The sequence below is a fragment of the Acidiphilium sp. JA12-A1 genome (assembly GCF_000724705.2).
GTDB lineage: Bacteria > Pseudomonadota > Alphaproteobacteria > Acetobacterales > Acetobacteraceae > Acidiphilium > Acidiphilium multivorum.
The window spans coordinates 1-643 of record NZ_JFHO01000242.1; the positions used below are offsets into that span (position 1 = coordinate 1).

Annotated in this window: 1 protein-coding gene; it reads right to left on the bottom strand. The window is 79.4% G+C overall.

What is annotated here, in order from left to right; translation table 11 throughout:
• Window positions 1-643 (bottom strand): hypothetical protein (locus tag RT91_RS19680; protein ID WP_035189654.1); only part of this gene is annotated, 643 nt, incomplete at both ends.

Consider the following 643-nt stretch of genomic DNA (forward strand, 5'->3'; position numbering starts at 1 on the left):
GTGGCGCCCGTGGCGCCTGTCGCACCCGTGGCACCCGTCGCGCCGGTGGCACCCGTGGCACCCGTCGCGCCGGTGGCACCCGTGGCACCCGTCGCGCCCGTGGCTCCGGTGGCACCCATCGCGCCCGTTGCGCCGGTGGCACCCGTCGCGCCGGTGGCGCCTGTGGCACCCATCGCGCCGGTGGCTCCGGTTGCGCCGGTGGCGCCCGTCGCGCCGGTGGCACCCGTGGCACCCGTCGCGCCGGTGGCTCCCGTGGCACCCGTCGCGCCGGTGGCTCCGGTGGCTCCGGTTGCGCCCGTGGCTCCGGTGGCACCCATCGCGCCCGTTGCGCCGGTGGCACCTGTGGCACCCGTGGCGCCTGTGGCACCCATCGCGCCGGTGGCTCCGGTTGCGCCCGTGGCACCCATCGCGCCSGTGGCGCCCGTGGCACCCGTCGCGCCGGTGGCACCCGTCGCGCCCGTGGCACCCATCGCGCCCGTGGCACCTGTGGCACCCGTGGCGCCCGTGGCACCCGTCGCGCCTGTGGCACCTGTGGCACCCGTCGCACCCGTCGCGCCCGTGGCACCTGTGGCACCCGTCGCGCCCGTGGCACCCGTCGCGCCCGTGGCACCCGTCGCACCCATCGCGCCCGTGGCACCCATCG